General features: G+C 66.8%; 20 protein-coding genes. 10 read left to right on the top strand and 10 right to left on the bottom strand.

Features of this window, described 5'->3' with window-relative positions:
* Window positions 1-38: 38 nt before the first annotated feature.
* On the bottom strand, window positions 39-1,466 hold the full coding sequence (locus tag Mal64_RS12860) for a hypothetical protein (protein WP_146400738.1): 1,428 nt from the start codon (window positions 1,464-1,466) through the stop codon (window positions 39-41).
* A gap of 592 nt (window positions 1,467-2,058) precedes the next feature.
* Here Mal64_RS12860 and Mal64_RS12855 point away from each other — a divergent pair.
* Both Mal64_RS12855 and Mal64_RS12850 read left to right on the top strand, forming a co-directional pair.
* Window positions 2,059-3,723 (top strand): sigma-70 family RNA polymerase sigma factor, encoded by a 1,665-nt coding sequence (locus tag Mal64_RS12855; RefSeq protein WP_146400736.1) that lies wholly within the window; start codon window positions 2,059-2,061, stop codon window positions 3,721-3,723.
* Between the two features lie 477 nt (window positions 3,724-4,200).
* A complete protein-coding gene (locus Mal64_RS12850) occupies window positions 4,201-6,120 on the top strand; it encodes a response regulator (protein WP_146400734.1) in 1,920 nt (639 codons plus the stop codon).
* 32 nt (window positions 6,121-6,152) lie between these two features.
* On the opposite strand, the gene Mal64_RS12845 is transcribed toward Mal64_RS12850, so the two are convergent.
* The 3 genes from Mal64_RS12845 to Mal64_RS12835 all read right to left on the bottom strand — a co-directional run bounded on the left by Mal64_RS12845 (window position 6,153) and on the right by Mal64_RS12835 (window position 7,179).
* Complete coding sequence (locus Mal64_RS12845; RefSeq protein ID WP_146400732.1) at window positions 6,153-6,389, bottom strand: hypothetical protein; 237 nt, start codon at window positions 6,387-6,389, stop codon at window positions 6,153-6,155.
* 52 nt (window positions 6,390-6,441) lie between these two features.
* On the bottom strand, window positions 6,442-6,603 hold the full coding sequence (locus Mal64_RS12840) for a DUF3309 family protein (RefSeq protein ID WP_146400730.1): 162 nt from the start codon (window positions 6,601-6,603) through the stop codon (window positions 6,442-6,444).
* 81 nt (window positions 6,604-6,684) lie between these two features.
* Complete coding sequence (locus Mal64_RS12835; RefSeq protein ID WP_146400728.1) at window positions 6,685-7,179, bottom strand: ferritin-like domain-containing protein; 495 nt, start codon at window positions 7,177-7,179, stop codon at window positions 6,685-6,687.
* A 420-nt stretch (window positions 7,180-7,599) separates the two neighbouring features.
* Between Mal64_RS12835 and Mal64_RS12830 the strand changes: the two genes are divergently transcribed.
* From Mal64_RS12830 to Mal64_RS12820, 3 genes are read left to right on the top strand one after another with little or no spacing between them, the layout of a single operon-like run.
* Window positions 7,600-9,345, top strand: coding sequence for an Hsp70 family protein (locus tag Mal64_RS12830; RefSeq protein WP_146400726.1), 1,746 nt, complete (start codon window positions 7,600-7,602; stop codon window positions 9,343-9,345).
* Entirely contained in the window at window positions 9,338-10,105 is a 768-nt protein-coding gene (locus Mal64_RS12825) for a hypothetical protein (RefSeq protein WP_146400724.1), read from the top strand. Before Mal64_RS12830 ends, Mal64_RS12825 begins: the two co-directional genes overlap by 8 nt.
* Window positions 10,098-11,822, top strand: coding sequence for a J domain-containing protein (locus tag Mal64_RS12820; protein WP_146400722.1), 1,725 nt, complete (start codon window positions 10,098-10,100; stop codon window positions 11,820-11,822). Before Mal64_RS12825 ends, Mal64_RS12820 begins: the two co-directional genes overlap by 8 nt.
* A gap of 11 nt (window positions 11,823-11,833) precedes the next feature.
* Here Mal64_RS12820 and mgtE read toward each other — a convergent pair whose 3' ends face one another.
* Complete coding sequence (gene mgtE / locus Mal64_RS12815) at window positions 11,834-13,201, bottom strand: magnesium transporter (protein WP_146400720.1); 1,368 nt, start codon at window positions 13,199-13,201, stop codon at window positions 11,834-11,836.
* Between the two features lie 153 nt (window positions 13,202-13,354).
* Complete coding sequence (locus tag Mal64_RS12810) at window positions 13,355-14,062, bottom strand: sulfotransferase family 2 domain-containing protein (RefSeq protein ID WP_146400718.1); 708 nt, start codon at window positions 14,060-14,062, stop codon at window positions 13,355-13,357.
* Window positions 14,063-14,286: 224 nt separating this feature from the next.
* Between Mal64_RS12810 and Mal64_RS12805 the strand changes: the two genes are divergently transcribed.
* From Mal64_RS12805 to Mal64_RS12795, 3 genes are all read left to right on the top strand, one after another.
* Window positions 14,287-15,858, top strand: coding sequence for a hypothetical protein (locus Mal64_RS12805; protein ID WP_146400716.1), 1,572 nt, complete (start codon window positions 14,287-14,289; stop codon window positions 15,856-15,858).
* A gap of 334 nt (window positions 15,859-16,192) precedes the next feature.
* Entirely contained in the window at window positions 16,193-17,395 is a 1,203-nt protein-coding gene (gene fdhA / locus Mal64_RS12800) for a formaldehyde dehydrogenase, glutathione-independent (protein WP_146400714.1), read from the top strand.
* 188 nt (window positions 17,396-17,583) lie between these two features.
* Complete coding sequence (locus tag Mal64_RS12795) at window positions 17,584-17,883, top strand: antibiotic biosynthesis monooxygenase family protein (protein ID WP_197525716.1); 300 nt, start codon at window positions 17,584-17,586, stop codon at window positions 17,881-17,883.
* Window positions 17,884-18,163: 280 nt separating this feature from the next.
* Here the strand turns inward: Mal64_RS12795 and Mal64_RS12790 are convergent, their stop codons facing one another.
* Both Mal64_RS12790 and Mal64_RS12785 read right to left on the bottom strand, forming a co-directional pair.
* A complete protein-coding gene (locus Mal64_RS12790) occupies window positions 18,164-18,628 on the bottom strand; it encodes a hypothetical protein (RefSeq protein WP_146400709.1) in 465 nt (154 codons plus the stop codon).
* A gap of 153 nt (window positions 18,629-18,781) precedes the next feature.
* Entirely contained in the window at window positions 18,782-19,780 is a 999-nt protein-coding gene (locus Mal64_RS12785; RefSeq protein ID WP_197525715.1) for a metallophosphoesterase, read from the bottom strand.
* 473 nt (window positions 19,781-20,253) lie between these two features.
* On the opposite strand from Mal64_RS12785, the gene Mal64_RS12780 reads away from it, so the two are divergent.
* Complete coding sequence (locus tag Mal64_RS12780; protein ID WP_231993701.1) at window positions 20,254-21,327, top strand: DUF1593 domain-containing protein; 1,074 nt, start codon at window positions 20,254-20,256, stop codon at window positions 21,325-21,327.
* Between the two features lie 256 nt (window positions 21,328-21,583).
* Window positions 21,584-23,380, top strand: a complete 1,797-nt coding sequence (locus Mal64_RS12775) for a trypsin-like serine protease (RefSeq protein WP_197525714.1) — start codon at window positions 21,584-21,586, stop codon at window positions 23,378-23,380.
* A gap of 59 nt (window positions 23,381-23,439) precedes the next feature.
* Here the strand turns inward: Mal64_RS12775 and Mal64_RS12770 are convergent, their stop codons facing one another.
* The gene (locus Mal64_RS12770) at window positions 23,440-24,084 is read right to left on the bottom strand and encodes a hypothetical protein (RefSeq protein WP_146400701.1); all 645 of its coding nucleotides are present in this window, start codon (window positions 24,082-24,084) and stop codon (window positions 23,440-23,442) included.
* Between the two features lie 128 nt (window positions 24,085-24,212).
* A complete protein-coding gene (locus tag Mal64_RS12765) occupies window positions 24,213-25,178 on the bottom strand; it encodes a hypothetical protein (RefSeq protein WP_146400699.1) in 966 nt (321 codons plus the stop codon).
* Between the last annotated feature and the right edge of the window lie 63 nt (window positions 25,179-25,241).

Raw genomic sequence — 25,241 nt, 5'->3', positions numbered from 1 at the left:
TCGTCGTTGTTCCTTTGTTCCTTCGTGGTTCAAAACCTCTAACGCACCGTGTCGCCGGGGAGCTTGGCCTGCTCGGTCGGGCCGGCGTCGGTGAAGCGCAGGGCGTCTTGCAGCTCGCGGTCGGCTTCTCCTAAGGCTTCGGCCGTGCCGTAGATCGTGGTGGCGAAGGAGACGCTCGGCCCCCCCTCGGCCGCGATCACCAGGCCGTGGCGCCACTCGACCGGCGAGCCGTCCAACACCCCGTGGCTAACGATCCGCAGGCAGCGCTCGCCCCCCGGGCTGGTCCATTGCTCGGTCTTGCCGATCCGCGGGCTGTGGTCGGCGAGCGTGCGGCGCATCTCGTTGGCGAACTCCTCGACGGTCGGCTGGCGTTCGATCCGTTTGGGGGGCAGGCGGCGCAGCGTGGTCTGGCCCACCAGTTCTTCGCCCGCCACGCGTTTGAGGGTGACCGCCTCGCGCGTCACCCCGGCCGGGCGCCAGGCCGCGTCGTGCAGCAGCAGCACGCCCGCGCCCGGCTCGAGCAGCGCGAGCCGGCGTTCCTCGTCCGAGTCGAGCCGGCGGTTCGCCTCGGCGATCGCATCGCCGCTCTGCCCAGGACGGTTGTCGCCGGCCGAAGCGAACGTGATCCGCGCCTTCGCCTTGGTCCGCATCGCCGGCGTGGCGGGGCCCTCGGCGCGGCGTTCGGCGACGCCCAGGTTCAGCCGCGTCAGGCGGTTCGTCCGCCGGTCGAGCAAGGCGACCCCTTCGAGGTCGTACTCGGTCTCGGCGCCATCGAGCAAGCCGTGCACCGCGCCGGCGAAACGGAGCCGAGCGTAGCGTCCCGAAACCGCGTCGACCACGCCGCTCGCCTCGCCGAGGGTGACCGACTCGAGGGCGACGAGCGGGCCGAGCGCCCGGGCGCCGAGCTCCCATGTCATCCCTTCCCTGAGCGGCCCGGTGGGGATCAACCGGTCGGCGGCGATCGGGTTGGCGAGCGCCATCACGAGGTCGAGCTCCTCGCGCGTCAGCGGTCCGGCGAGCGACGCGAACCGCAACCCGCGGTCGGTCGACTCGACGGCCAGCAGCTGGTTCGACTCGGCGAGCCGCGGCTTGAGCTTGGTCTTGCCGACGGTGATGGTCGCCTCGGCGGTGCGGTAGTCGCGCAGCACGCGGAGCGACGCCGCGCCGTCTTCGGCCCCCGCGGCGGGCGCTAGTGGGGTTTCTGTGTAGGCGAACTGGGCGGCGAGCTGGAAAGGCCTGCCGGCCGGTTGCTTCGCGCCCGCCATGGCGTTCGGCTGCTTGTCTTCCTCCGCGGCGCCGATCACGCCGCTCGCCTCGAGATCAATCCGCACGGCCACACTCCGCTGGCCATTCGCTTGGGGGCCGCTCACAGCGGGACCGGCGGCGTGGGCCGCGGCGGCCATCGAATCGGCGGCCAGTGAATAGGCGACGAGCGACAAAGCGAACAGGAGCGGGCGGTAACGCATGGCGGCGTCCTTGCCTGGGGCGAGATAAGCGGTCGAGAATCGGGCCCATTGCCCGCTTGGGGATCAATCGTCCAGCACGGGCGACGCGATTCAGCCCAAAAAAGTTCGCACTTTTCTTGCTTGCCCTTTGCCGCCCACCGGGCGGCGTGTAGCCGCTCGAGCAGGGATCCCAGAATTACGGCTCTCCGCGACTGTCGCCGTACGGCAATTCGTCCTATGTCATTATCATATAATGACTTGCGTCGAATTGGATCATGCCGAAAGGCCGCCCCTGACGGTCGCGCCGATGGCGGCGCGAACTTTGTATCGACCCAAAACGACTAACTGGCGTACAACTAGCAGCCGACGATTGGCCCCGAATGCTGGCGCCGCGGGCGTTGCCCCGCGGAGGCGAGACACGTAGCAGCGTGTGCGAGCCTAAGCGACGCCAGCCCAAACGCGGGGCCAAGACTTACGGCCGCTGGAGCGAATCCCTAGCAGGCGAATCACCGAGGCCTCGCCAGGCCCCGATCGCCCGCCGAAGGGGGAGACGCGACAGAGATCAGGCAAACCGAGCCCGCCGCGGGCGCCCGAGAAGAGGCCGACCACCATCATGCAACGTGCTTACCATAACCCGCTGATCGACCGCCTGCGTGACCACCAGGTGCGTTACGCGCCGCGCGAGAAGAAGCTCGAGCAGGTCGTCGCCACCGAGCGGCTGATCGCCGAGATCGATCCGGGCAAGTCGTACCCTTACGAGTACGTCGCGTTCCGCGTGACCGGCTACCGCCCCGACGACGAGACCGGTGAGAAGATGCTGGGGCTCGAGCTGCTGCACGACCTGCGTCTGCTGGTCGAGGACCTGTCGGACGCTGTCGACCTGCCGGTCGAAGCCGTCGGCGAGCAGGTGCTCACCGTCGAGCAGCTCGCCAAGCAATTCAACGTGTCGACCAAAACGATCAGCCGCTGGCGTGAGCTCGGCCTGGTGAGCCGCCGATTGGTGTTCGACGGCCGCAAGCGTGTCGGGTTCCTCCGTTCGAGCGTGGATCGTTTTGTGCGCAACAACCAGGAGCGCGTCGACCGCGGCTCGCGGTTCAGCCAGCTGAGCGACGAGCAGCGCCGCGAGCTCCTGGAGCACGCCCGCCGCCACGCCGACGAGGGCCGCAGCCGCACCGAGGCTTCGCGTCTGCTCGCCGAGCGGACCGGGCGGAGCGTCGAAACGGTGCGCGCCACGCTCCAGCAGTTCGACGCGGAGAACCCGGAGCTGGCGATCTTCCCGGACCTCAACGGCCCGCTCACCGAGGCGCAGAAGCAGCGCATCTACGAGGAGCACGACCGCGGCGTGTCGGTCGAGCGGCTGATGAAGGAGTACGACCGCACCAAGACCACGATCTACCGCGTGATCAACGAGCGTCGCGCCCAGACGATCATGGAGCTGCCGCTCGACTACATGCCGAACCCGCGCTTCACGCGCAAGGGGGCCGACAAGGCTTGCCTCGGCCCGATGCCCGAGCCCGAGACCACGCCGCGCAAGAGCCGCCGCCCGGCCGACCTGCCGGCTTACTTGGCCAGCTTGTACGAGGTGCCGCTGCTCACGCGTGAGCAGGAGCAGCACATCTTCCGCAAGTACAACTACCTGAAGCACAAGGCCGCCAAGCTCCGCGACGAGCTCGACCCGAGCCGGCCGAAGGCCTCGCTGATGGACGAGATCGAGTCGCTGCACGCCCAGGCCGTCGAGACCAAGAACGCCATCTCGCGGGCCAACCTGCGCCTCGTGGTGTCGATCGCCAAGCGGCACCTGACGCCCGAGCAGAGCTTCTTCGAACTCGTGAGCGACGGCAACGTGTCGCTGATGCGTGCGATCGAGAAGTTCGACTTCGCCCGCGGCAACAAGTTCAGCACGTACGCCACGTGGGCGATCATGAAGAACTTCGCCCGCACGATCCCGGGCGAGTACAAGCACAAGGACCGCTTCCGCACGAGCCACGACGAGCTGTTCGCCGCGACCGAGGAGCACCGCGCCAACCCGGCGATCCGCGAGGCGGCCCAGAAGGACCGCGAGCGGCACATCGAGCGTATGCTGCGCCGCCTCGACGAGCGCGAGCAGAAGATCGTGATCTCGCGGTTCGGCCTCGACCACAGCCGCGAGCCGCTCACCTTGAAAGAGGTCGGCGCCGAGCTCGGCGTCACCAAGGAACGGATCCGACAGATCGAGGCCCGGGCGCTCACGAAGCTTCGCGCCGCGGCCAAGGCCGAGAAGGTCGCGCTCGATATCTGATCGCGAATCGACCAATTCGATCAACACCTAGAGGCCGGGCGGCCAACCGCCCGGCCTCTTTTTTTCATTCTGGCGCGCGGGGTTCTGAGCGCCTCCATTGGTTCGGTCTGCCGCAGCCCAGCGGGTGGGTCTCTCGGCTTCCCACAACAGCGGTCCTTGGGACCGTCAGGACCACACTTTTTTCTATCTCCCCCACACGTGTGAGACCGAAGCCCGATCTACGGCGATAGGCGGCTCGCCGCGATTAGAGCGTTTTTCGAATTGGTGTGGACGAGCGGGGAAGCGATTGGCGGCGTGGCGAGGAAGCCGAAGCAGGCAATGCGGTGCATTGTCGATGCAGGCTGACGAAGCCATGACGCCGATCGCGAGCCGAGCGTCTACACCTATGAGCAAACCGCTCTAACGGTGTGACCTACGCCTCAGCGGTGTGGGTATGTATTGAGCGAACCACGCCCGCGACGACCAGTAACGCATGACATGAGCGTCTACACCAAAACCCTGATCGCCTTCTCTCTCAGCCTCGCGGTCACGCTCGGCTTGGCGTGGGGTGTGCGCGCCGCGACGGATCAAATCGTCCTCGAGCAAAACCGGTTGCACCTCGCTGAGGACCAGCTGCGCGAGTTGCTCTCGGCGAAGAACCTAGGGAACGACCACCTGATGTCGGCCCTTAGGGAGTTGTCGCTCGACCCAAGCCACAACCCGGGCGAGGCCCGCAGCTGCCTCAAGCAAACCCAGTCGCTGATCCGACGGCTGCTTACGTATTCAGAGATCGAGCTCGCCGAACTCCACGATCTCAGCGAGTCCGAGGCGAACCGGGTCAAGGAGGAGGAGGAAGCGGAGCACTGGTCCCTCGCCGAGTTGCAAGAGTTCCTCTTCGAGGCCGAACGCCATCTCGACGAATTGATCGTTAGCAGCGCACAGGGCGACCACGACGCCGTTCTCGATGAGTTCACGACGATCTACGTCGACCGCTTCGAGTCGCTCTACCGGGCGCCGATCGAAGAGCTGATCGCCGACGAGCTGAGCCAGGTGCTGCGTCGCAAGGCGCGGCTCGACGGCTCGATCGACGTGATCCGGGCGGCGGCCCTGTGGGCCGCCTTGGCCGGGGTCGCCGTGGTGGCGATCGCGGCGCTGGTGGTCCGCGGGTCTCTCGACCTGATCAAGCGCGCGGCCGAGCAGGAGCGCGCGGCCAACCGCGCCAAGAGCACCTTCCTCGCCAACATGAGCCACGAGATCCGCACCCCGCTCAACGGCGTGTTGGGGTTCACCAAGATCCTCATGTCCAAGCAGGGCGACCTGGACGAAACCGAGAACCAGCACTGCCTGGCCACGATCCACGGCTGCGGCAAGCACCTCTTGCAGCTGATCAACGACATCCTCGACCTGTCGAAGATCGAGGCCGGGCGCCTAGAGTGCCGGCCCCGGTCGTGCGACCCCGCGGTGATCCTCGAAGAGGTGGTCTCGGTGCTCAAGATCCGCGCCGAGTCGGCGGCGATCTCGCTCGACCTTGAATGGGAGACTCCGCCCCCCGCGTCGATCGTCACCGACCCCGCGCGTCTCAAGCAAGTTCTCATCAACCTGGTAGGCAACGCGGTCAAGTTCACTCTCCGAGGGGGAGTGCGTGTGGCGGCGCGGACCGAACGCCGCGAAGGCGTCGACCTGCTGATAGTCGACGTTCACGACACGGGACTCGGTGTTCCCGAGGACAAGCTCGAAGCGATCTTCGATCCTTTCCAGCAGGTCGAGGACGAGTCGACCAGCCACATCGAGGGGACCGGACTCGGCCTGTCGATCAGCGTCATGCTGGCCGAGTTGCTGGGCGGCGGCGTCACCGCAGTCAGCACCGCGGATCAAGGCAGCACGTTCACGCTCACAGTCACTACTGGTCCCCTGGTGGCGCCAGCGAAGGGCGCACAGCTGCGCGCTGCAAAGATCACCCCCGAAGCCGGTGGCCCGCTCGACCTGACTGGCGTGAGGGTGCTGGTGGTCGACGACAATTCCACCAACCGGATGCTGCTACGGATGATGCTCGGCGGCGAGGGAGCGGAGATCCTCGAAGAGGCCAACGGTTTGGCCGGCCTCGAGGCCGCCCTGCGTGAAGAGCCCGCCGTCGTGCTCATGGACGTGCAGATGCCCGTGCTCGACGGCCTCGCGGCCACACGGCGGCTGCGTGACGCCGGCTTCAAAGCCCCGATCCTGGCCCTTACGGCTCACGCCATGGATGGCGACATGGAACGGTGCCTCGAGGTGGGCTGCAATGGCTACTTGCCTAAGCCAATCAACCGAGACGACCTGTTCCGCGAGCTCGCCAAGCGGCTCGGCTCTCAGTCGGAGGAGTCCGCCGTAGAGCCAAACGAGTGCTTGCCGCCACTGGACGAGGTCGCCGCGGTCGAGTGACCCGGTGTTTCGGTAGGCGATGCGCGGGTTTCTCAGGAACCCACCACGCTTGGCGACGGCGGGTTCTCGGACGACCCTTCCTCGCGCTGCGGCTCGCCCTCATGGTGATGGTTGCAGCCGCTCTGGCCGCTCACCCGCAAGAGGAGCGGTTGCAACTGCTTCTCGATGCAAACGCCCACGGTGAGGTTCTCCTCAGCGGCGGTGGGCTCGATCTGCCACCATTCGCAGGTCTTGCAAGGCCCCCATTGGTCGGTTGCCGTGGAGTCCATCGCTTTCTCCTTCATCACTTGGGTTATGAATAAACATCGAATGCATCGTGTGTCACACACGCTGCAGAAGCACCAACACCAGGACAATGACGAGCACCAAGCCGAGTCCGCCGCTCGGCCCGTAGCCCCAGTTGCGGGCGTGCGGCCAGGCGGGCAGTGCGCCCAGGAGCAGCAAAACGACGACGATCAACAGCAGCAGTCCGAGCGGGGACATGGCGGCCTCGCCTTCTTCTCAGGGTGGTGGTGATTGAAAACGGGTCGTATCGGTGCGCCGCTGACTTCAACTCACAAGGCGCTAGCTCACGAGCGCTTTGAAATTCACCGACCGCGAGGCGATCGTCGTGAGCTTGCGATCGGCGCAGCCTTCTTCGTCGAGCGTCTCGCGCAAGAGGTCGGCGTCGTCGAATCGGCCGAGCTTCTCGGCGAAAGCGCAGGCCGAACCATAGCCGGCCATCTCGTAGTGCTCGACGCGCTGGGCGGCGGCGATCAGCGCCGCGTCACGGATCTGATCGTCGGCGTCGATGCCGATCGCGTCCTCGCCCTCATGGATGAGCCCCTCCATCGCGGCGCACTTGTGACCGCCCGGCTCGTACTCCAGCCCCTCGAAGATCTTCTCGAGCCGCTTCTGCTGGCCCCTGGTCTGCTCCAAGTGGTGCTCAAACGCCTTGCCAAGCGCGGCGTCGCTGGCGGCCTCGGCCATCTTCGGCAGGGCCTCGATGAGCTGCGACTCGGCGCTGTAGAGGTCTTTGAGTTCGTGAACGTACAGCTTTTCGAAGGAATCGAGTTTCATGGCGGAGCTCCTCGCTGGGCATGCGGTTGTGTGTTAAGGGATGGCTTGCTCGGGGCGGAGCGTCGTTTGGCCAGACAGCCAGTTCCAGCACCCGTGCGTACCGACAATGGCTATCTACGCGATTGGTGTGCCACGCCCCTGAGGGGGCAAATATCGCTCGTTTGAGACCGCCGATTGGGGGTTTTCACCTACCCTCTTCCTCCAAGCCGTACGTGAAGCTGCCTCGCTGGTCGCCCCGTAGCCGATTCCGCTCGCCTCAGCGCCACCCTGCGATCGGTGGGGGCTCGACTTGTCTGGCCGGCGAACCGCTAGTTACGATGGGGGTCTTTTAAGTATCCCAGGGCCTCTGACGAAGGGGCCTCCTATCGATAGGGGGATTCTTGGATCTCCCACTGACCGCCTAACCGAGCCACATTACGCGTGACCGCACCGATCCTGGGAATCGATCTAGGCACCACCAACTCGTTGTGCGCCGTTTTCGAGGATGGCAAGCCAAGACTGGTGAGCAACTCGGTCGGCGATTACCTCACCCCGTCGGTGGTCGGCGTGCTGGAGGATGGCAGCATCGTGGTCGGCGCCGCCGCCAGGGAGCTGCGCGTCACTCGGCCGGAGCGCTGCGCCTCGTGCTTCAAGCGGCTGATGGGGACCGACCAAACGATCGAGCTGCCGGGCCACCGCTTCTCGGCGGTCGACTTGTCGAGCCTCGTCCTCGCGTCGCTCCGCGACGACGCCCAGAAAGAAATCGACGGCCGGGTGACCGACGCGGTGATCACCGTGCCGGCCTACTTCAACGACGCCCAGCGGCGGGCCACCCGCCAGGCGGGCGAGCTGGCCGGGCTGCACGTTCGCCGCGTGGTGAACGAGCCGACCGCCGCCGCCCTGATGTACGGCTTCCACGACCGGCAGGCCGAGAAGACCCTGCTCGTGATCGACCTGGGGGGCGGCACGTTCGACGTGACGCTCATGGAGGTGTTCGAAGGGACGCTCGAGATCATCTCGACCGCCGGCGAGAGCATGCTCGGCGGCGAAGACTTCACCGACCGGCTGGTCGCCGAGTTGCTCAAGACCCAAGGCTTGCGGCTCGAAACGGCCGAACTGCAGCGGCCGCTGCAAGTCGCCCGGCTGCGTCAGCAGTGCGAGGCCGCCAAGCGCGAACTCGCCTCGGCCGAGCAGGCCCGCGTGGCGCTGCCCGACGAGTCGGGACTCGTGGCCGACGACGCCAAAACCGTGCGCATCGACCGGAAGGCGTTCGCCAAAGCGGTTCGGCCGCTGCTCGACCGGCTCGCCGTTTCGATCAACCGCGCGCTGCGCGACGGCCGCCACGAGGCCACGCAGGTCGACGACGTGATCCTCGTCGGCGGCGCCACCCGCATGCCGGCGCTCCGCGACCACGTGGCCCAGTTGCTGGGACACGAGCCGCAGTGCGAGCACGACCCCGACCAGGTCGTCTGCCTCGGCGCCGCCGTGCAGGCGGCTCTCATCGCCGACGACCGGGCGGTCGACGACATGGTGATGACCGACGTCTGCCCGTACACGCTCGGCATCGAAACGGTCAAGGAGCTCGGCGGCCAGGTGCGCGACGGCTACTTCACCCCCATCCTGCACCGCAACACCACGATCCCCGTCTCGCGCGAGGAGCCGTTCGCCACGGTGGCGCCGAACCAGCGCGAGATGCGGATCAAGGTCTTCCAGGGCGACCATCGCAAGGTCGAACAGAACCTGCTGCTAGGCGAGCTGGAGGTGACCGGCATCCCCGCCGGCCCGCCGGGGCAAACGGTCTACATCCGTTTCTCGTACGACCTGAACGGCATCCTCGAGGTCGAGGCCTACCCCGCCGGGTCCGACCAGAAGTTCCGCACGGTGCTCACGCAGCACAGCTCGGACCTGTCGGAAGAGGAGCAGCGTGAGGCGCTCGCACGGCTCCAGGCGCTGAAGTACTACCCACGCGAGGACATGGCCAAGCAGCGGCTGCTGAGGCTCAGCGAGCGGGTCGTCGGCGAGGTGAGTCCCTTCCAGCGCGACGCCCTGGAGCAGGCGATCGACGGGTTCGAGGCGGCGCTCAACAGCTCCGACCGCGAGCTGGTCGAGGGCGCCGAGCAGGCCTTGTTGCAAGTCTTGTCGATGCTGGGCATCGACCCACCGAGCGAAGAGGCCGCCGATGGCTGAGGCGCCCGCCCCGCCGCCGGCCGACGCCGAACGCCGCAAGCGTGTGGGGCGCTATGTGCTGCGCGCCTTGGCGATGAACCCGATGCAAGAGTCCGAGGCGATCGTCGCCGCACGCCGCACGGCGTTGCAGATTGAAACGCCCCGCGGCGCCCAGCAAGCGGCCCTGGCGCCAAACCGCCCGGCCGAGGCGCCCGACCGTGAGCGGCTGCTCAAGGAACTGGCCGAGCTCCGCAAGGCGTGCTGGAAAGCCCCCCCCGAGGAGATCCTCAAGCGGGTCGAAAAGCTCTCTTGGGTCGCCACGCCCGAGATCCGCACGGCGGCCGATCGCATCGCCACGGTGGCCCACAACCGAAGCCGCCTGCCCGCCCTTGCCGGCAACCCCGATTTCGACGGTGATTTTTTCTCGGCGCTCAAAAAGGTGCTCGCCGGTTCGCCGCGCGAGACCACCGAAGTGCGTGAGCAGATCGTCGCCTCGCTGCGCGACAAGAAGCTCCGCAAGCGGGCCCACCGCATGATCCGGCTCCTGCAAAAAGAGACCCCCGGGCTCTACGCCCTCGAGACGGTCTGGTTCGACACGCTGCTGAGGCAGAAGTCGAGCGGTTGGAACCGCGCCAGCCCGGGCGACACGGCGGCGTCGATCTCGCAGCCGCAGGCCTCCGGCGATTGGTCGTTCGGCTGGGGGGGTGGTTGGTTCTGGTGGATCATCGCCGCCACCGTCATCAGGGTGATCATCCGAACCACGGGGAACAGCGGTGACTGAATCCGACAGCGAACCCCCAGGCGCCCCGGAGCCCGAACCCCATTGGGACTTGTTGCCGCACGACCCGCTCGGTTTCTTTGGGCTCGCCGAGGGCTTTGATCAGAAGGACCTCAAGCGCAGCTACAACCGGCTGATCCGCCGCTACAAGCCGGAAAAGGCGCCCGAGGAGTTCCAGCAGATCCGCGCGGCGTACGAGCGGCTCGACAACCAGTTGCGTTACGGGACCCAAACCGATCACGACCGCGAGGCGTTCGAGACGAGCAGCCGGGCGTGGTCGGCCGCGGCGGCCGACCGGCCGGGCGAGAACCGCGGCGCGGCCGATGGCTCCGCGTCCACGCGCAGCAAGCCCGCCGAGAAGCCGCTCGCCGAGCGGCTCCGCAGCGAGTCGCCCAGGGCGGTGTACCAGGAGCTCGCGGCTAAGAAGGCGAAATCGCCGTACGATTACTTCGCCCTGGCCACACTCGCCGACCTGTGCGAGCCCAACAAGCCGCTGCGTTACCCCCAATGGTTGCTGGCGGGGCTGCGCGAGCACCACCACGACCACGGCTTGTACAACCTGCTGCAGAGCTACTTGGCCGCCGCCCACGCCGATGCGTCGCTTGTCGAATTGCTAGTCGCGGTTTCCGAGGCGACCGGCGACGACCGCTTCTACCCTCTGACCGAGGCGGCCTGGGAGACGTTGCTGCGCAGCGTCAACGAAGGCCAGCACGCGCCGGGCCTGTTCGTCCAAACCCTGGAGCGCTGCGCGGCCAACCTGCGCGGCGCCGCCGAGGGGAACAAGATCGCCTTCGGCATCCGCGTCGCGCGGTCGGCCCTGTGGAGCCGCGACCCGGCCACGGCCGACTGGGCTCTGAAGACGCTCGATTCGATCGAGGCCAACTTCGCGTCGGCGCCGCCGTGGTTGGAGTACGACTTCGAACTGCTGATGGTCGTGGTGCAATACCTCCATCAGCGAGACTCCTTCGTCGCGGGCGACGCGCTGCGTCAGTCGCTCGACGCCGCACTCGAGACCTTCTTCACGACTCCCTTCCCCGTGTGCGACCACGCCGTGGTTGAACGGCAGCTCGCCCTGCTCGCCGACCCCGACCGGCTGATGGCGGCGTTCCCCTTGAAGGAAGGCGACGACCCCTCGCGGGCGTTCTTCGCGCTGTGGAACTGGGTCGGCAACGAGGTCGCCCAGCGTCAGGGCGCCGAGGAGATGGAGGAGCCCGAGTCACGCCGCTGGGTGAACCCGCTGCGCGAGATGCTCTCCCGTTGTGAGAGCAAGATGGGCGCGACCAGCCGGGGGGTGATCTGGAATTTCTCCAATCTGATTTTCTGGGCAGTCCATATCGCGGTCTGGACAATTAGCATTGCGATGTCCATCGCGATCGCAGTGACGATCGCTGAAAAATATCGTCAGCATGTTAATGACGTGCTCGTCATTATAGGAGCGCTCACTCTCTCGGCGGTCGGTAGTCTCTATATCTCTTTAAAATTCATTTCTCCGCGCTGGGAGCCTTACCACCGCAAGACGGCCCAGCACTTTTACAAGCTCTATTGGCGACGCGAGGCGCTCGACTTCTTCACGCGCAGCCGGATGGGCTACTGGCTGATGCGCGACATCCTGCAGCGTCTGGCGCCGCAGTCGTTTTCCACCTCGCAGTGGGTCGCGTCGTGGGTCAACCAAGACTACGCCCTGGCGATGCACGCGCAGGCGTGCCGGTTTGAGGTGTAGCCCGCGCCGAATCACCCCACCAGCCTTGAGATCATCAGCGCCGCCAGGCTCAGCACCAGGAAGAAACCGCACATGTCGGTCACCGTGGTGAGGATCGGGCCCGAGGCCAACGCGGGGTCGACCTTCATCTGCTTGAGCGCGAGCGGCAGCACGCCGCCGAGCAGCACCGCCAAGAGCGTGTTGGCCGCCAGCGCGGAGCCCACCACCAAGCCCATCCATACGTTGCCGTCGTAGAAGCCGCTCACCAGGCCGATCAGCAGTCCTAGCGCCAGGCCGTTGATCACGCCGACGGCCGCCTCTTTGCCCCACACACGCAGCCACTCGTTCGGCCGGATCAGTCCGAGCGAGAGCTCGCGCATGCTCACGGCCACCGCCTGGTTGCCGCTGCAGCCGCTCATGTCGCTGATGATCGGCAGAAAAACCGCCAGCGTGATCACCTGGCTGAGCGTCTCCTGGTAGGCGGCGATCACACTCGCGGCCACCACGTTCAGCACGATGTTGATCGACAGCCACGCCAAACGCAGCCGGCTGCGGCGCAGCGTGGGCATCGTGCGCAGCTCCTCGACCACCACGCCCATCGAGCGGCGGTAGTCGCTGGTGGCTTGGTCCTGCGTGGCCTCGTCGACCGCCACGCGGCTCACCGCGCCGACGAGCCGCCCCTCGCCGTCGACGACCGGCACCCCGAGGAACGCGTGGTCGTCGAAGAACGTCTCTAGCTCGGCGAGCGGCATATCGGCCGGGATGCTCAAAGGCTCGCGGATCATGATCGTCTCGAGCTTCGTGTCGTCCTCGGCCAGCAGCAGGTCGCGCAGCCGCAGCACGCCCACCAGCCGGCGGCCCTTGGCCACGACGTAGGCGTACTGGATGTCGAGCCGCCGCAGCCGGTCGGCGTCGCCGCGCAGTCGCTCGACGGTGCGGCCAACGCTGGCGATGTCGCGCAGCGCCACGACCTCGGTCGCCAACAGCCCGCCCGCCGTGTCGTCCGGGTACGAGGCGAGCTCGGTGATCCGCTCCGCTTCGTCGCTGTCGAGCTCGGCCAGGATGGCGGCTGCGTCGATCGAGTCGAGCGACTTGTAGAGGTCGGCCTGGTCGTCGCTCGGCAGCTCGTGCAGGATGGCGGCGGCCGTCTCGGCCGGCAACGACTCGATCGCCTCGGTGGCCGTCACGTCGGGCAACGTTTCGAGCACCTCGCCCGCCTGCTCGGGGCCCAGGCGGCTGAGCAGCATTGTCTGCTCCTCGGGCTCGAGCTCACAGATCGCGCGGGCGGTCTCGCGGGCGTCGAGCTCCTCGACGTAAGCGGCCAGCTCGGCGGCGCCCCCCTCACGCACCAGGTCTCCCAGATCGACTTCGGCGGGGGTGTCAGTCTCGGCTTCGGTCATCGGAAGATCCGGGGCGTAAAAGGAATGGTGAGCCAGCCGCCACCCGTTCTAACGCATTCCGGTGAGGCTTCCGAGGCAAGGCGGACCGCGGCCCCAACTTTGTCCTGGCTCTCGAAGTCTTTCTGATGCAGCGCTGCGAGCGGCGGCCGCCGGTCAGGTCGCTGGTGAGCTCGGCGTGGGTTCAAGCCCGAGACCCAGTTCCTCGAGTGTCGATTGGTAGCCGTAGCGGACCAATCCGGCGTATTCGCACAGCGCCGCCCGGCGGCGGACATCGTCACGCCACTCGATTCGTTCCATCGGCTTGGGGCTCACACCCACTTTGCCGAACTCGCGGACTCGGTCCTCGTCGACTTCGAGTCCCATCGCCTTGATGGCCTTGAGGAAGTCTTCTCGGAGGTTCTCCTGGCGGCCGACGAAGTCGACCGCCGGGGCGTCGTACCAGCCAAACATCTCGCTGACGAAACCGGGTCGCTTGTCGAGCGCGCGCTCGACAAACGCATTGAAGTCCGAGCCTCCCAGGCCATTGAGCATCGCGCAAGCATGCCAGTTGTCGGGGTCTTTGGCGTCGCCCCAATCCCGCCAATTCCATTTGGGCTGCGACTGGTACTTGAACCACGACTCGTACCACTTCAACGGGTTCCGCACGAAGCAGAAGGTGAAAGGCCGCTTGGGCGAAGGCTGGATCCGACGGCGCCAGCCTGTTTCAGACCGTGCCGCCGCGAGGTAGCGGGCGTGATCGGCGTGCTTGTGCCCCAGCTGGCGGTCGATCAGGTCGAGTTCCTTCAGCATCTCCCGGATCCAATTACCGCCGGTCTTGGGGATGTGTAGGAAAACCGCCTTGTTCTTGAGGACTAATGACATGACGCCAACTCGAATCGCACTCGCTGCAGTGTTCGCTGAGTTTCCGCTAAGCCTAGCCGAATTATGCTGTCCAAGGAAACTCTTGCCCTCGTGGGATACGGGCTCCTCCCGCGTATCCCTTGTTCGCAAGGCATGGCTTTGCGTGCACAATAGAGGGGCAACGCACGCCTATACCGAGACCGATCTCGCTTTGCGAGAAGCCCGCCTGCGGGAACGTGAAAACCATGCGACGCTTGCTGCCGCCAACCGCAATCATGCTCGCCTTGCCAGTCGTCCTGGCGATTGGTTCACTGCGCTGGTGCGTCGCCGCGCCGGAGCCGGTTGCGGGTTCCAACGCCCCGCCGGCGGCGACCGGCGAGCCCGAGTGGGTCTACGCCGACGCGGGTTCGGGCATCGCAGCCGGCGAGGGGCATCGCAAGCTAGCGATTGACTGGCACGACAAGCGGGTCGGCGCGCCGTTCCGGGGGCCGGTTCGCAACACTCCGCACCCGTTCGAATGGCGGACCTCGCCAGCGACCCAGCTGCCCGACCCGAGCCGCTGGCTACGCGAGTCGATCGCCGGCCCCACGGTCAACTGGTTCGACAACATCCCGATCCTTCGCCGTCGCGACGGCAAGGTCGTCATCGAGCAACTCTTCTCCAAGAGCGGCAAGACCGAGCTGCTGGCCTTCCGCGATGTGGAGCGCTACCCGAGCTACGAGGGCCCGCGCAACGACTCGCTGGTGAGCCCCTACGCCACCTACCGCTGCTTCCCCAAGTCGACGAGCATCCGCGGCTGGCAGGCGATCGACTTGGCCGGCCGGCTGTGGCACGTGCTGCCCGACGGCTCGACCCACGCGATCGCCGGCCGCTGGACCGATCGCGGCCAGATCCCCGACGAGACCGGGGGCCCGTGGGACGAAGTCGGCGAGTTCATCGACGGGCCGTTCTCCCGGCCGGTCGACTTGGCGTTCGCTCCGCACGACAACCGGCTGATCTACGTCGCCGACACCGGCAACCGGCGGCTCTGCGCGGTCAGCGGCAGCCGCGAGGAGGGCACCACGGTGCTCGAGGCGGAGAAGCTCTCGTTCGAACCCAACAGCCTCGACATGGTCGAGGGCCGCACGGTGGTGGCCGACCTGGAGGGCGACCGTGTTTGGGTCGGCGAACCCGGCGCGCTCGAGCCGTTCGAGCACCCGCTGATCCGCCGGCCGCAGTGCGTGCGGTTCGACTCGCGGGGCGATGTCGTCATCGCCTGCCAGAAGAGCAAGCACATCTTGCGCCTCGACCCGGACACCGGCGTGGTGGCCCGCTTGCACACCGCCACGGCCGAGGGACAAGAGTCGTGGGTCTGGCTCGACGTCGACACCGAGGCGACCTGCTTTGGCCGCGACGCGATCCTCGTGGTCAGCTCGGTCGGCTCCGCCAAACGACGCATGGAGCTGGTTCTCGCCGACGGCGAAGTGATCCGTTGGACGATCGGGCCGAGCGACTACCAGTGGGCGGTTTGCATCGACGACGTCGAGAGCCGCGTGGTGATGTCGGGCTTTGGCGACACGAGCGGCGTGATCCAGATCCGGCCGCGCGGCGCCTCCGACCCGCCCGCATCACACAGGTCGGTGATCCGTCGCAGGGGAAAGGGCCACGCCGAGTGGCGTCAGTTGCCCGCTTGCCTGACTTACGGCTCGAGCGGCATGGGGTTCGTCACCGGCGAAACGATCTGGGACCTCGCCCGGCTGACCGACCGACAGATCCGCGAGCGTGTCGGCCCGGTGAGTGACGACGTGATCTTTTGGATCCGCGGCGCCGGACGATGAGCCGTCGCTGCGAGTGTGCCGCAAGACACTTTCTTCAGGATTCCGCCGCCAGTTTGCTGCGCCTCCCCCTTCGCTCTGCGGAGCATCACCCCGATCGCCACGACTGACCTGCTTACCCGCGGCTCGGCGCCGACGCCGTGGGCGCCCGCAGCGGCTGGTGTTGTGATATGCTGCAGTCGCCCGGGGGCGGCTGCCGAAAGGTCCAGTGGGCAGATCGCCGTTCGGAGCCGCTTGCGGTACTGTCACTTTTCCCCGCCATCGCTCTTGGCCCTAGCGCGTGGCAAGAACTTCTCTCGCCCCACGCCACTCACATAATCATCTGGGAGCTCTCCTTATGTCGGACAACAAAGGCGTCGCTTACATCAAGCCGGGCGTGGTCGAGGTGCGGTCGATCGACGACCCCAAGCTCGAACTCGATCACCCGGGCAACAAGCGTCAGTGCCACCATGGCGTGATCCTCAAGATCGTGTCGACGAACATCTGCGGCAGCGACCAGCACATGGTCCGCGGCCGCACCACGGCGCCCGAGGGGATCATCCTCGGCCACGAGATCACCGGCGAGGTGATCGAGGCGGGCCGCGACGTCGAGTTCATCTCCGTCGGCGACATCTGCAGCGTGCCGTTCAACATCGCCTGCGGCCGCTGCCGCTGCTGCAAAGAACGCGACACGGGCGTTTGCCTGAACGTGAACCCCGAGCGCCCCGGCGCCGCCTACGGCTACGTCGACATGGGGGGCTGGATCGGCGGCCAGGCCCGCTACGTCATGGTGCCGTACGCCGACTGGAACCTGCTGAAGTTCCCGGACCGCGACGCTGCGATGGCGAAGATCCGCGACCTTACGCTGCTCTCCGACATCCTGCCCACGGGCTACCACGGCGCCTACACCGCCGGGGTGACGACCGGCAGCACGGTCTACGTGGCGGGCGCCGGCCCGGTCGGCCTGGCGTGTGCCTACGCCTGCCAGATCCTCGGCGCCTCGGTGGTGATCGTCGGCGACATGATCCCCGAGCGCTTGGCGCAAGCCGCCTCGTTCGGCTGCGAGACCGTTAACCTCGCCGAGCACGCCGACTTGAGCGCCCAGATCGAGCAGATCTTGGGCGTGCCCGAGGTCGACTGCGCGGTCGACTGTGTTGGCTTCGAGGCCCGCGGCCACGGCGGCGACGCCGGCGAAGAGAAGCCCGCCACGGTGCTCAACAGCGTGATGGACATCACCCGCGCGGCGGGCGGCATCGGCATCCCCGGCCTGTACGTCACCGGCGACCCGGGCGGAGTGGACGAGAACGCCAAGGTCGGCACGCTGGGGATCCGCATCGGCTTGGGATGGGCCAAGAGCCACCACTTCACCACCGGCCAGTGCCCCGTGATGAAGTACAACCGCGGCTTGATGATGTCGATCCTGCATGACAAGGCGCACCCGGCCAAGGCGGTCAACGTCGAGGTGATCGGCCTGGAAGACGCGCCCAAGGGCTACTCCGACTTCGACGGCGGCGCCGCCAAGAAGTTTGTGCTCGACCCGCACGGCATGATCCCGGCGTGACGGCGGCGGCGTGAGCCTGGCGGAGCAAGCACGCCGGTCGGCAGACAAGCAATAAGATGCGCACTTAAGTGAGCAGCCCAGGTTCAAGAGCCTGGGCTGCTCAGTAAGATGGCGCGTGCATGGGAGCCGATTTGCCGCCTCTGCTTAATCGCCGCGCCAATTAACCGGGACGAACACCAATGATTGCGTTGAATGTCTTTGTGACGGCCAAGCCGGGGTTCCGCGATCGATTCATCGAAGCGGGGCGCTCCCTGTTCGAGGAGCTCGCCAAGCAGCCCACGTTCATCGACGCCAGGCTCCATGCGTCGGCGGACGAACCGGACCTCGTTGTCGTCTACGAGAGGTGGAACGAGACCAAAGAGTCTTTCATCGCGAACATCCTGCCGAATCCGTGCTACCAGCCCTATCTTAAGCTGCTGGAAGAATCCGGCGTCGACCGCAAGATCTTCTGGCTGACCCCGCAGGGGGAGTGGGACTCGCAGGAGTAGCCAGGCTTGGTAGCTACCTGCGTGGCGCTGTCGCGTTCGAGCACAGTAACGATGACCGAACGGGACTGGACTCGAATCCCTCTGCGCTCGGCGGTTTCTCAATTGAACCACAAAGCGTACATGGCGAAGGCGCCTCGGAACGGGCGCATCAGCTCGCGCGTCGAATTCATGTCAATCACAACCTACCCCACGAGGGGAGGGAGTACGCGCCATCCGTTGTTCAAACGGGATGGCCACACACGATCGCGCGTCTTTGTGGGCGGCTTCAGTATGCCAACGCTCAGTCCTCTAGGTAGTAGTCCAGCTTCCTGCCCGCGATCTCCTCCATCTGGTCGCGCGTCCCGAAGTACACGCCGCCAAACGGCCGGCGGGTCTTCTCGTCGTACAGCGAGATGTGCAGCGAGCCTTGGTGCTTGATCGTGATCTTCAGCTCGAAGTCGCGCAGGCCCTCGGAGATCGACATCGTCTGCTCCGGGTCGGTCTCCTCGCGGCCGTCCCCATCGGTCTGTGTGAGGTAGAGTCCCAGGTGCGCCAGCGGCTTGCTGTCGAGCCGCACCCGGCCCTTCACCACGAGAGTGTCTCCCTGCTCCAGACGGGGCGAGGTGGCTGTCACGTCGGTGATCTCCACCACGTCGCCGTCGCGGTAAAGCTTGGGGCCCAGCACCACCTCCACGTCCGAGCGGAGCGGTGGCGCGGCCCAGGCCGAGGTGGTGAGCAGCAGGGCAATCGTCAGGAGACGCGTCATGCCGGACTCTCCTTAGGCGAAACAACAGGCGTTAGGTGGATTCACCGCGCCCGACAATTATCGCCCGAACCTAATGGCCGTACAAGACGAGCTCGCTGCTACCGGACTCGCTATCACGGCGTCGCCAGCACGGCGTCGCCAGCTCAGCCCGCCTCAGGCGAACACCTCGTGGTGCTGCGTCTCCGGTCGCGGCGACGCCAGGTCGAGCGTGATCAGCCGTCCGCCGCGGCGCCAGTCGGCGGGCCCATAAGCGCCCCAGCCCGACACGCGGCCGTATGAGAGCTCGATCCCGCGCCACCGGCCGTGGAAGTTGTTCACGTGGTCGTGCCCACAGAACACCGCGGAGACGCGGCCCGTGTCGGCCAAGCGGCGGAACGTCTCGCCGGTGTCGCTGTCGTAGCAGACCGCCTCGCCGTGCTCGCCGACCGCCTCGCCCGCTTGGTACAGGTCGTTGAACTCGCGCACCGGGATGTGGACAAACACCGTGATCGGCGCTTTCACGCCCCGCTCGCGGTCGCGGCTCATCTGGTCGACGAACCAGACGAGTTGGTCGTCGGAAACGCGGCGGTCGCCCTCGGCGTAGCCGACCTGGAAGAAGAACAGGCAAGCCGACGGCCGGCCCCCTTCGCTGTTCGTCAGGTCGTAGCGGTAGCAGTAGCGGCGGCGGTCGCCGAGATCGGCGTGGCCTTGGTAGCCGCGCTCCATGCCGAGCCGGATCTCCTCGAACGAGCGCGATCCCTCGGCGTTCCTGACCGGGTAGTCGTGGTTGCCGAAGCAAAGCGTCCACGGCTTGCCGAGGCCGTTCATCACGTCGAGGCCGCTCCACTCGACCGGCTCGCCGGAGTCGTTGTTGACGAAGTCGCCGCTGTGCACCACCAGGTCGGGCCGCTCGCTCTCGACCAGCCGACGCAGCGTGCGCTCGGTCCGCTCGGTCTCGCCGCCGGGGTGGAAGTGGGTGTCGGCCACTTGCAGCACGCGCAGCGGCCGCGGCCGCTGCGGGGTGAACAGCACCTCGAGGTGGTCGGACGCTAAACGCCGCAGCAGCAGGTCGCCGTGCCGATCGCCGCCGGCGCCCGCGGCGTAGGCGCGGGCGCCGAGCAGGGTGGGAACCGTCGCGGCGGTCACGCCACGCAGGAAGTCGCGTCGTTTCATATCGCTGTTTCGTCGGGGAATGGGGCTGTCTCGTCGGGGAATGGGTAAGGGCGCGGGGCTGCACACCATGTTACCACCGCCGACCCGCCGGCGGTTAGCGCCGGCAGCGCACGCCGCGCGACAATTCTTGCAGGCTATCTCCGGGCTGCAATCCTAGCCTCGCAAACAGGCGCAACCGTACGGATCGCGGTGCGGAATACGGCGTCGCCCGTCCCCGTTCGATGCGATGCAGGGCGGTTGTTGCTCCAGCATCGTTAATGGATGATAATGCCATACGCATGCCATGCAGCGTGTTGACCTTTTTCGAGTACCCCCTCAAGGGGAAACAATATCTTCTTTGTTGTAGGTGTTGCTTGCGATGGGTGCGTAGAATGCCTCTTCGCTATTCCGCTCAGTGGTTCCTCTCCGCTGGCGGTTGTTCGCGGCCGCCGCCTTGCTCCTCCCCCACGTCTTCTCACATCAGGATATTCGCCATGCGCCCGTTGCCGATCGGTTTACACGCCCTGTTGATTCTCGGCTGCCTGGTCTCATTCGCTCTGGCCGAGGGGCCGGGGACGCCTGGGGGCGACCAGAAGCTGCGCGTGATCATGATGAGCGACTTCCCGCCGATCGGCGTGGTCAAGAGCGGCGACGTTCCCAACACCATGAAGAGCGACCCCGACGACATGCAGTCGATGGTCCGCTTCCTGCTTTACGCCAACGAGTTCGACGTCGAGGGGCTGGTCGCCACCGCCGGCACGTTCGCCATGGAGGCCCACAAGCAGAACATCCTCGACGTGCTCGACCGCTACGAGATGGTCTACGAGAACCTCAAGAGCCACGACCCCGACTTCCCCACGCCCGACGAGCTGCGGGCGGTCACTTACGAGGGGAAGGGGAACAACCACGGCGTGCCGATCAAGTGGGGCCGCAACAAGCAGCCGCACACCGAGATCATCGGCGAGGGCATGGACAGCGAGGCCTCGAACGCGATCATCGCCGCCGCCGACAAGCCCGACCCCCGGCCGATCTGGATCGGCGTGTGGGGCGGGCCGCGTGAAGTCGCCCAAGCGATCTGGGACGTGAAGAACACCCGCAGCGAGGAAGAGCTCAAGGCCTTCCTGGCGAAGCTCCGCATCCACCTGATCGCCTACCAAGACGCCTCGCACGGGTGGCTGCTCGAGGAGTTCCCCGAGCTGTTCATCATCGACTCGCAGAAGACCTACCAAGGCATGTTCGGCGGCCGCGACCCGCTCTCCGACCTCGCCTGGGTCAACGAGCACATCCGCCACAACCACGGACCGCTCTGCGACGTTTACCCGCACGAAGGGATGGGGTGCACCGGGGTGTGCGAGGGAGATTCGCCGGCGTTCCTGTGGCTGGTGAGCGCCAACCGCGGGCTCAACGACCCCGGCGATCCGACCCAGGAGAGTTGGGGAGGCCGGTTCACCAAGGACGGCGACAAGAACCACTACCTCGACGGGCCGGGGCGCTCCAGCATCTCGAAGTGGCGTGAGCAGTACCAGCAGGAGTTCGCCGAGCGCGCGGACTGGTGCTTGAGCCCCTGACCTGAAGTTCCTGATCAGGGCCGGCGGGCAGCGGGCGATCGCGGAGCGGGCGGACCGGCTCGCCGCGTAACGCCGAGAATTCCTGCCGTTTTTTTGTCTTTTTATGACACAGGGGGCGGCCTGCGCGGACATCTACTTTCAGGGTGTGGTACGCGCCGGTCCGATCGGATCGGCCGCTCCCCCCCCGCTGACTCCTCGGGCGCCCGCCTTCGCACGCGCCCCGACCGTGTTCACCCCGCAGGCGCCTCGCCGACCGATGGTCCGCTCACGCACCTCCCTTGCGACGATTTGGCTGGCGGCGTGGGCGATCGCCTCCGCGGCAACGCCGGCGCACGCGATCTTCTGGAACAACGACCCGGCGTTCGGTGTCGCCTCTTCGCCGGGGCTGACCGACCGCACCCAGTGGTTCCAGAACGTCTACCAGATCAACAACCAAACGAACAACACGTTCGGCACGACGACGCTGCTCAACAACGAGTGGGCCATCACCGTCCGCCACGTGGTGCAGAACGGCGGGGACTACGGCGCCGTCGCCCCGGCCGATCGGGTGTATGTGAACGTCGGCGGCCGCCGCTACTACGCCGACGAGATCTTCACGCCCGACGGCAACTCGGAGATGGCGCTCATCCGGCTCCGCGGCGGCGTGCCGGGGGCGCTCGACGCGACAGCGACCCTCAACAGCGATACCAGCGAGTCGGGGCGTGTCGTCCATATCGGCGGCTACGGCTACCGCGGCCACATCGGCACCACGGGCGCCGGCGGCTCGCAGAGCGGGTCGGTCCACGGGCTCGGCTCGTTCCGCCGCGCCTACAACGTGGCCACGATCCCGTCGAACCAGATCCGCATCGTCGCCGACGGCGAGTCGACGCTCGAGAACTTCGGCCTGCTCGAGGGGACCGTCGGCTCGGGCGACAGCGGCGGGCCGATGTTCGGCTTCTTCGGCAGCCTGCGCAACGGATTGGACGACCCGGCCGACTGGCGCCTCATCGGCCTGACCGCCACCGGCAGCGGCGGCTCGGGGGGTGAGTCGTGGGGCGGCCAATCGAACTACACCCGCGTCTCGTCCTATGCCGGCTTCTTGCAGTCGACGCTCGCCACGGCCGACCCCGCCGGCCCCTCTACCACCGCCGCCTGGGCCGTCGACTCGGGCGACGGCTTCTGGGACTCGGCGGGCGACCGGCTCTCGTTCACCGGCTCGGCCGACGCGCCGATCGCCCACGCCCCGTTCGGCCCCGACGGGCTCGGCCACACGCTCGACTCGGTCGGCGACGCCCTGACCATGACCGCCCGCCTCGACACCGACCAACCGCTCCGCCAGTTGCAGCTCCGCTACGGGATGTTCGACGACGCGGAGGGCACGATCGGCGGCGTCATCGAGGGCGGCGACGCCTGGAACGGCTACTTCGCCGGCAACGCCATCGCCACACGCGACGAGGGAGTGTTCGAAAAAGGCCAATCCGGCGGCGGGGTCGGCGCCTGGTGGGGACGGACCGGCGCCGACACGGCGGTCGAGGTCCCCGACTCCGCCACGCTCGCCACCGGTTCGTACCTCGACGCGGGCTTCAACTACGCCCCCGCCGGGCTGTACGACCTGAGCCTCACCTACACACGGGCGGCCGAGGGGCTCCAGATCGATTGGTCGATGCTGCAAGTCGACGACCAAGGCGACCCGACCGGCGTTTACGAGCACAGCGGGTCGGCCGTCGACTCAACGCCCGCCAGCCCGACCTGGAACTACAACCAGCTCGGCCTGCACCTGCTGACGACCGGTTTCGAGGGCTCGATCGTCGTGGACGACGTGGCGGTCGCCTTCGTCGCCGGCGGCCTGCCGGGCGACTTCAACGCCGATGGCGCCGTCGACGCCGCCGACTTCACCGTCTGGCGCGACGGACTCGGCGCCCAGTACACCGCCGCCGACTACACGCTGTGGCGCGACCACTACGGCGAGACCGCCGCGCCCCCCACGCCGGCGAGCACGGTCCCCGAACCGGCCGCCGCCCTCACGACGCTGCTGGCTGCCGGCCTGATCGCCAGCCGGCGCACGCGTCGTTAGGAAGCGCTTCACTGGCGAAACGCGAGTGGCGCCCGCGGCTGAAGATCGTGCGTTTCGCACTAAGCTCCCAACAAAAAGAAGAGCGCGAAGAGCGCCACGACGGCGAGGGCCAGGGCGCCGAAGGACTTCCCTTTGCTTACACCGCTCATGCCGAAGTAGGCCAGCACGTTCTGTTTAAACAAGTAGGCCAGCAGCAGGGCGTGGATCACCACGCGGACGCCGAACTTCAAATAGTGTTTGGTCAGCCCTTCCTCCGGCTCGCCAAACTCTTCGGCGATCATGCCGGGTGAGAGAAGCGCGCTGGCGTTGCGGGCGACACTGTAGGCGTAGTAGAAGGCCGTCAGCCACCAGCCCCAGCGGGTCCCCAGCCACATGCCAACCCCCGAGCCGATGGCCAGCAGGCTGAGGAGCAGCATGCCCGCCACCAGCAACACTTGGGGGAGTCCCACTTGCTGCATCATTTGCCAGAACTCCGCCTCCGGGTCCAACACGGCGAGAAAGATCGTCATGCCCAGCAGCAGCACCCCCCCTATCAAGTGGAGCACCATGAGGATCGCGACGCCCACCGGTCGCTTGGCCGGCGTGGTCGCTTCAGGCCCGTCCGTGGGAAAGGCGTTCGGCTCAGAGTCGGGGGTCGTGGGGGAGTCCTTGGGCGTCTGTTTGGGGTCAGCGTGATTAACAGCGTGGCAGTGATGGTAGACCAAAAGCGCCTGACTCGGCGTCTTGCTGGACCGCGTGGGCGCCAGCCGAGCAGCCCTTGATACAGGCTCGGTTTCGCAGGTCAGTCTTTGCAGGACGACGGGCGCCGGGCCACCCGCTCTTGAGTACTGGCTTACTCTCTCACGATCGCAACTCGACGGCCGAGGCCAGCAATCGCCGCGTGAGCCAAAACGATCAGCGCCAACGCGCTCGGCTCGGGGATCGCCCCGATCAGCCGGACCACGCCGCCGTTGGGGACCCGGATGCCGCCGATCCCCCCGTCGCTCTCGTCGGCGAGGTAGAAATCGAACGGCGACCCGTCTTCCAGCACGCCGGCGTAGGTGACGTTGCGGTCGGGGACGACGATTTGTTCGCCGGCCGCGAGCGAGATCGGCGAGCCGTCCACCACGAAATCGGTCCCGTACAGGTTCAAGACGCCATCGACGACGAGCCACAGCGTCGAGTAGTCGTGCGCCCCGCCGCGGAGGTTCATAGTCGACAGACTACCGATCCAGGTGATGCTCTCGCCGAGGTCGCCACCGAGGACATCGAAGACCGACGGTTCGACGTCGCTCACACCGCCGAGAATGAGGTCGAGCAGCTTGCCCCCGCTCATCGTCACGTGGCCCTCGAAAACCGAGAGGGTGTAGATCGTCCCGTCATTGATCTCGACCTCGGAGCCCCCTTGGGCCGACGCATAGACCACGGTCCCCCCATCGACACTAAGCCGCGAGCCGCTGCGCCCCGCGTAGTCGAACAGTGTCCCGCTGCTCACACCGACCGCGCCCCCCTCGCTCACGGCGTAGGCCCCTTCGGCAAAGTGATCTGGCGAAAGCGAGGGGGTGAGGTTCACCGCGCCGCCGCTCGTGACCAAGAACGGCAAGTCACTCGTGTTGCCGTTGACGTTGACCGTGACGCCGTCGCCGACCACGTAGTGGTCGCCTTCGGACGACGTCGTCTGGACGAGCGCGTCGATCGAGTCGGGCGGGGTGTTGAACTCGACGGCCGTGGCGGACGCCGTCCAACCGACGAAAACCAGGGCGGCGGCAATAAGAATGCCAGCCGCTTTGCGCGGCGTGGGCACGGGGGTGGGAGTCATGAGCTGCTCGTTCAAAAGTGGTGTGAAGCGCCGAGGATCGGCCAACGACGGCTCATTCTAAGC

It is taken from the genome of Pseudobythopirellula maris (genome assembly GCF_007859945.1).
GTDB classification, from domain to species: Bacteria; Planctomycetota; Planctomycetia; order Pirellulales; family Lacipirellulaceae; genus Pseudobythopirellula; species Pseudobythopirellula maris.
Note: the sequence above shows the minus strand (reverse complement) of the source record. Positions and strands in the feature narration are given on the sequence as shown.